Raw genomic sequence first — 7,285 nt, 5'->3', positions numbered from 1 at the left:
TATCATTTACAGCAAAAGCAATATGATGAATTCCTTCCCCTTTTTTAGCGATAAATTTTGCAATAGGACTATTGGGGTTTGTTGCTTCCAATAATTCTATTTTATTAGGTCCAGCTTTAAAGAAAGATGTTTTTACACCTTCTGAAAGTACCTCTTCGATTTTATAATGCCCTTCATCAAAAAGAGATGCAAAAAGAGCATTCGATTTTTCTAAATCTTTTACAGCAATACCAATATGTTCTATTTTATTCATTTTGTAAAAATAAAAAAACCAGCAGAAAAATATCTACTGGTTTGTATTTTAAAATAGTTACAGATTAATCTGCAGCTATTTTTATATTGTCTAGCTCATAAGTACCATCTGCAGCGGTTTCTCCACTTCCTGTATATTTAAAAGCAAAATGTATTGTACCTGAACCACAAGATAAATCTACAATACCTGAATCGAACCAAGAAGAAAAAGAATCTGAATCTTGGGTTATGTAGGCTGCAGGAACAACACCCCAAGTTGCCTTAGAGATACCTTCTGTAGTACCATCCCAATTTTCTGAAAACAATAAATCTAAAGTACTAGAATCTGCAAAACTATTTGAAGTTTCAAAAGAAAGGGTAACATTGCTATTGGCATCTAAATCAATTTCTGGTGTAATTAACCAAGCTACTGTTCTATCATCTCCAGATCTAAAAGAACCAACTGCAGCCGAAACTCCTTGTGAAGCGTTAGAACCTGTTGCAGTGTAAGCTTCCCAAGTTTCTGTACCTGCTTCTTGGTAGTTTGTCCAACCATTACCTGAAATTGGACTGTTAGTACTTTGAGTTTCGAAATTATCTTCGAAAAGAATCGTTGTTCCTTCTGAACTAGCAATACCACAGTCTAACTCTGGTGGATCACATCTTTCACCTGTAACTGTAATATCATTTTTATCATTTAAAACTAAAATTAAGCTACTCCCATCAAAAGTTTTTGAAACTACACTGTTAATTGTAAAACTTCCTGCAGGTAATGGCGCAAATTTAAACGTTGCAAATGAGCTGGTTTCTACAGAAATAGCACCACTATCTGCACAACTTTCTAAAAAACGTTGTGTATCGAATTGTTCATCTGGATCACCAAAAGTTAAATCTTTAATAGCTTTATCGAATTGTGCATTTTCTATTTGAATAAACATTCCTAAATGTGCTGAAGAAACTTCAGATAAATTCATGGTTTTAGGTACTAAATTTGCGGTTACAGAAGATCTAAACAAATTTTCTTCAATTTGTTTTACAGATAAATCATCAACTGCATCTCCATTAGCAACACCTCCTATGGTAATTACACCATCTCCTGTTCTTGTTTCACCAATCAATAACCCGTTTAATTTTATATAAATTTCTCTACCTAAATTATATTTGTTGTAGGTGTCATTTAAATTTAAAACCAGTTTAATTGCGGCTGTTGGATTCTCTGGAGCATCTTGAATAAAAATTTCTTTAAAAAAGTTACCTGTTCTATCTGAAGAAGTAACGTACCCTTTTACCACTAAATCTGATGTAATTTCTGTAGCTACCCCAGTAAATAAGCTTTTAAGGTTTGTGATAGAAATAAGGTCTAAACTACCATTTGGATCATTTAATTCTTCTAAAATTTTCTCAACTTCTGCGTTTTCAACTAGTCCTAAATCGTTAGGTACTGTATAATCTCCATCCTCTACACAAGAGTTGAAAGAAACTCCCATTATAAAGGCAAAAGCCAAGATGATTATTTTATTTGTTTTCATATTCGTTTAATTATAATATTTAAAATCTTAAGTTTATGTTTAAAAAGTAGGTTGTACCTCTACCATACCAATATCTATTACCAAATACTGGGTTATCTAACGCTTTATCGTCTCTTAATTGTCTGAAGTTTGCGTTTCTACCTTGTTCAAATCCTCCTGATTTGTATTCTGTATTTAACAAGTTATTTACGGTTGCAAATACACTGATAAATTTATCCCCAATTTTCCAAGATTTACCACCAATTAAATTGACCACCATATAGTCGTCAAATTTTTCTTGTTGTAATAATTCTCTTGCCAATTCTGTATCATAATCAGAAAATGGTAAACCATCTGCATCTTCATAAAAATTTGCAGAACGATTTAATGGAGCAACATCTACATAAATATTAGAAAAGAAGTTTGCAGTTGCACCAAACCACCAATAATCTGGATCTCTATATTCAAAACCAACAGAATATGCATTTTGTGGGCCAGAAGCTAATTTATAATTCTTTAATAAAGACACATAATCTTTAGATCTAAAATCACTATCAAAACCACCATTATCTGCCACATCTGAGGTAAGGTATAAATCTGGATTATTGGCATAGGTAAATTGCCCAATTGAGGCTGCACCTTTTAATTTAATAGTAGGTGTAACTTGTGCTTCGATACCCAGTTCTAAACCTATATGATCTTTTTCTATACCCGATAAAACTTCTTGTACAAAAGCGGTATTATCACCTCCAACACCATCAGCAAAATAAAAAGATATTTCTGTTGCATCTTTAATATTGGTGTAATATGCTGTTAATCTTGAGGTAATAATTGGACTTCTTACTATGTAACTAAAATCTGAAGAAAAGATTTTTTCACTTTGTAAATCATCTACCACATTATTGTTTTCTCTTGAGTTAGAAAAAGAATTTCTAATAGTTGGTGCTTGGGTTACATAAGCTGCATTAACATCTAACAAATGACGCCCTGTAATTTTATAGGTTAAACCACCTTTTACACCAAAATTGGTAAAGTCTAATTTTTTAGACAAACCTAATGAGTTGTTTTCGAAACGACCATTTTGGTACAATCCTTCTCTTTGATGTGTTGTTCTAGACACATTAAACGCCGTATAAAAATCTACTTTATTATATTTAAATTGCGCTTGTGTAAATGCACCAATAACATCAGAATTTAAAAGAAAATTATATCGAAACATATCTCCTTCACCTACTACTCTATTTGGTTCTAAAAGATTGTTTTGTTGTTTTTGTTCTGTATCTGCAAACGGATTGATATCTAAATAACCAGTACCTCCCAATAAATCTATAACTTCTGCAAAGTTGTTAGAACGCAGTCTTCGATACTCTAACTTAGCATTTAAGATAATATTATTTGTTAGTTCTGCATTTAAAATACTGTTTACGGTTAGTTGTTTATCATCACTTCTATCTTCATACAAAACGTAAGCATTATCAATACCATTGCTGGCATTGGTAACATTTGCATCAATAATTCTATTCCAATCTAACTGTCCATCATTTTCAAAACGATTTCTTGCTTCGTACGCCCCAACTAAATCACCATTTCTTTCATAAAAACTTGGTAAATATTGATAATAGGTTGGACTTGGATTTGCACCTCCATTAAAATCGAGACGACTATTCCCTATTTTACCATATTGATAGGCAACATTAGTTTGTAAATTGGTGTTATCTGTAATATCCCAATAATGATTTAACATTAAAATTGGCTCTTCCACTTCTTTTATTCTAGAGTTGGTTTTTCTTCCATTTAAATATCCCCAATAATCATTGTAAGCAATCCCTTTTAAATCGAAAACTTCTTGAGTATTTGGCGATGATTTACCTCTTCTATTAGGTGTAAAAATAGACGTAAAATTAATACTATGATTTTCGCCTATTTGTTTTTCTATGGATGCAAATAAAGAATAAGCATTGTAACTTGTACCCTCATTAAAACCTTCTAAACCAGCTCTTCTACTTCCAGAAAAGGTCATAGACCAACCACCTTCTAGAGTACCTGTAGAGTGTGTTGCCATAACTCTATGCACATAACTTCTGTTAGATGATGAATACGAAATTCTTGTACCTGCTCTTTGTCCTGAAGCTCGAGTATCAATATTTGTAGATCCTAAAACGCCTCCAAATGTATAGTTTGATGGTGATAAACCGTTGCTAAATTCTTGATTTCGCAACACATCATTTAAACCACCCCAGTTACTCCATTGTGCTCTACCATCGTATAATTTATTCATTTCTATACCATTGATAAGCACTTTTCCATTACCAGAATCTAAGCCTTTAATTCTAAAAAATGAAGAACTAAACTCAAAAGCTGCAGTTCTTAAATAAATGTCTCTAGTGGCTTGTAGCAAACCTGCTATATTATCAGCAGCACTAGCATCATCATTTAATTCATCATCAGTAATAGTAATTAAACTTAAGTCTTGATCTTCTGCTATATCTTTATAAAAAAGAATAGTACCCAGGTCTACAGTTTCCCCAGAAAGTTCTACAGGAAAGTTTTGAGTTTCATAACCCACTAATTTAATCTCTACAATATAGCTTCCATTTGGTATGTTTTTTATTATAAATACACCATCAGAACCAGTTTCTTGACTCAGATTTGTATTTACAATACTTACCAAAACACTTTGCAGAGGATTTTCTGAATCGCTATCTGAAACGATTCCTTTTACAATATTCTGTGCATTTACTCCTAAAAAGAAAAATAACACTAGAAATATTGATAAAACAATTTTTCTCATAAATGTTTGATTGATTTTTTTTTTAAATTTACCGAAATAATATCAGCAAAATTAACATTTTTTAACAAACACGTATGTTAAAATAACATTATATCATCTTTGGCTTACATTTTGTTTTATAAGTTTGCGATATAAATTACAATCAATGAAAAAATACACCTCTTTTTTAATACTTTTTTTATTAGGAATTTCTTTAACTACTGCCCAAAAGAAAGGTAAACAGTACAATATTAGAACCATTGCGTTTTATAATTTAGAAAACTTATTTGACACGATTAACGATACTTCTATCAACGATGAAGCTAGCCCCATGATGGAGCTAAAATCGAACCGATCTAAAGTTTATTGGGATAAAATTGATAAATTAGGCAGTGTTATTGCCCAAATTGGTGAAGATAAAGCAAATACAAGCCCAGCTATTATTGGGGTTGCTGAGGTTGAAAATTTAAGTGTTTTAGAAGATTTAGTGAAAAATAAACACTTAATTACTAAGAGATATGGCATAATTCATTACGATTCTCCTGACAAACGAGGCATTGATGTTGCCTTATTATATCAAAAAAGATATTTTAAACCTGTTTTTTACGAGGCTTATAATCCAAATATATACAGAAATAACAGAAAGGTGTATACTAGAGACCAATTATTAGTTTCTGGTTATTTAGATGATGAATTGATTCATATCATTGTAAACCATTGGCCTTCGAGGAGTGGTGGTGAAGCAAAAAGCAGGCCTTTGCGTGAAAAAGCTGCATACCAAAATACAAAAATAATTGCTCAGGTACGTGAGAAAGATCCTAATGCAAAAATTTTAATCATGGGCGATTTTAATGATGACCCTACCAACTCTAGTTTTAAAGAGGTTTTAAAAACCAAAGCGAAAAAGAAAAATGTTGGTGAGTTAGACATTTACAACCCTTATGAAGATTTGCATAGAAGGGGTTTTAATACGTTGGGTTATAGAGATAACATTAATTTGTTTGATATGGTGTTAATTTCATCACCCTTATTAGATAAAGGAAAAAAAGATTTTTCTACCTATAAAATGTACCAAGCAAATATTTTTAACAAACGCTTTTTAACAGGTAAAAAAGGGCAGTTTAAAGGTTATCCTTTTAGAAGCTTTTCTTATGGTGGTTACACAGGTGGTTATTCTGATCATTATCCTGTATATATGTATTTGATTAAAGAGAAAAAATAGTACAACTTTACTTATTAAATTTCTGAGCATCACAGTCGTTTTTTACAAATACAACTGTTTGATTTTAAGAATCCATAAAACAATTTCTAGAAGTACTCTATATTTTGGCAAACATAACAAAAAACACAAGTAGGTATTTTTAAAAATACAGACAATAGTACACCCAAAAAATGGTGAATATTAACAGTTAAAATTACACCATATTTTCACATATTTTAAGTATCTTAGCTTTTTCATTTGCTATGAAATCAATTACGCTACTTCCAAATACACATAGAAATTGTAATGTTATTATGATTGTTTTTCCTTTTGATGAGGAAATTAAACAGCATATAAAGTTATTACCAGAGGTAAAATGGAGCAGAACATTAAGCTCTTTTTATATTATAAGTAGTAAAGGCAATCTTCATTTATTATTTACGCATTTTCGACGAAAAAAGTGGTTGGTTGATTATCAAAAATTACGTAAAGAAGTTACTAGACCATTAAAAGAACGTTATAAATTAGTATTGCCTCAATTATCCGAAGAATTAAATTCAGAATTGATTAGGTTTAAAAAATGGTTGCAACAGAAAAGATTAAGTGAAAATACAGTAAATACGTATACTGAGGTAACTGCATTTTTTTTGCGATATAAAATACTAAAGAAAGTTGAGCCTTATTCTGTTAAACTCATTGAGCAGTTTAATTATGATTTTATTTACAAGGCTAATAGATCTGTTTCTTACCAAAATCAGTGTATTAATGGGGTAAAAAAGTTTCTTCTTTTTAAAAATCTAGAAATTAATCCTCTTTCTATTGAAAGACCTAAGAAAGAAAAACAGTTGCCAGCAGTTTTGAGTATTGATGAAATAAAAGCCATTTTTAACAATTTAACCAATCTTAAACATAAAACACTTTTAAGTTTGCTGTATTCTGGCGGCCTTAGAATTGGTGAAGCTTTAAATTTAAGGGTAGAAGATATTGACAGTAAAAGAATGTTAATCCATGTTAAGCAAGCCAAAGGAAAAAAAGATAGATATACGCTTTTGTCTGTTAGTTTTTTAAAGCTTTTAAGAGAATATTATTTGGCCTATAAGCCAAAAATTTACTTATTTGAAGGCCAAAATAAAAAACAATACAGCAATGCAAGTGCGCAAGCAGTATTAAAGAAAGCTTTAAAAAAGACAAAAATCACAAAAAGAGTAACATTACACACCTTAAGACACTCGTTTGCAACTCATTTGCTAGAAAACGGAACAGACATTAGATATATTCAAGAATTATTAGGTCACAATAGTCCTAAAACCACCATGATTTACACACATGTAACAAATACAAGTTTAAATAATATTAAAAATCCGTTTGATGAATTATAGAAAAGTACTACATTTAAAGAAGAAAAACATTATACAAACATCAGCATATAAATCCATAAAAGTATTATATACTGAATTAATGTAATTATATATACAAGTTGTGTGTCATACCCAAAACAAATGCCTGAATTAAATAACATACAGACTTATATAAAATTGAATGGTATTGAAATAAAATCTACTATTGAAAAAATTT

The 7,285-nt window shown here is 30.6% G+C and carries 5 protein-coding genes; 2 read left to right on the top strand and 3 right to left on the bottom strand.

The window, feature by feature from the left end:
• The 3 genes from ACTG3V_RS14565 to ACTG3V_RS14555 all read right to left on the bottom strand — a co-directional run.
• A partial coding sequence (locus ACTG3V_RS14565) for a VOC family protein (RefSeq protein WP_439132902.1) occupies positions 1-253 on the bottom strand: 253 nt, incomplete at its 3' end.
• 64 nt (positions 254-317) lie between these two features.
• Complete coding sequence (locus ACTG3V_RS14560) at positions 318-1,760, bottom strand: DUF5689 domain-containing protein (protein WP_439132901.1); 1,443 nt, start codon at positions 1,758-1,760, stop codon at positions 318-320.
• Between the two features lie 19 nt (positions 1,761-1,779).
• Positions 1,780-4,530: a carboxypeptidase-like regulatory domain-containing protein gene (locus ACTG3V_RS14555; protein ID WP_439132900.1), complete on the bottom strand. Its 2,751-nt coding sequence runs from the start codon at positions 4,528-4,530 to the stop codon at positions 1,780-1,782.
• Between the two features lie 145 nt (positions 4,531-4,675).
• Between ACTG3V_RS14555 and ACTG3V_RS14550 the strand changes: the two genes are divergently transcribed.
• Positions 4,676-5,731 carry an endonuclease/exonuclease/phosphatase family protein gene (locus ACTG3V_RS14550; protein ID WP_439132899.1) on the top strand — a complete coding sequence of 352 codons (1,056 nt, stop codon included), beginning with the start codon at positions 4,676-4,678 and terminating at the stop codon, positions 5,729-5,731.
• A 242-nt stretch (positions 5,732-5,973) separates the two neighbouring features.
• Positions 5,974-7,089 carry a tyrosine-type recombinase/integrase gene (locus tag ACTG3V_RS14545; protein WP_439132898.1) on the top strand — a complete coding sequence of 372 codons (1,116 nt, stop codon included), beginning with the start codon at positions 5,974-5,976 and terminating at the stop codon, positions 7,087-7,089.
• The last annotated feature ends 196 nt before the right edge of the window (positions 7,090-7,285 follow it).

It is taken from the genome of Polaribacter sp. (assembly GCF_965660385.1).
Taxonomy (GTDB): Bacteria; Bacteroidota; Bacteroidia; order Flavobacteriales; family Flavobacteriaceae; genus Polaribacter.
Note: the sequence above shows the minus strand (reverse complement) of the source record. Positions and strands in the feature narration are given on the sequence as shown.

What these genes read in the sequence shown, in the direction of transcription:
- ACTG3V_RS14560 (WP_439132901.1), bottom strand. Translation starts at nt 1,760, where the DNA reads ATGAAAACAAATAAAATAATCATCTTGGCTTTTGCCTTTATAATGGGA.
- ACTG3V_RS14555 (WP_439132900.1), bottom strand. Translation starts at nt 4,530, where the DNA reads ATGAGAAAAATTGTTTTATCAATATTTCTAGTGTTATTTTTCTTTTTA.
- ACTG3V_RS14550 (WP_439132899.1), top strand. Translation starts at nt 4,676, where the DNA reads ATGAAAAAATACACCTCTTTTTTAATACTTTTTTTATTAGGAATTTCT.
- ACTG3V_RS14545 (WP_439132898.1), top strand. Translation starts at nt 5,974, where the DNA reads ATGAAATCAATTACGCTACTTCCAAATACACATAGAAATTGTAATGTT.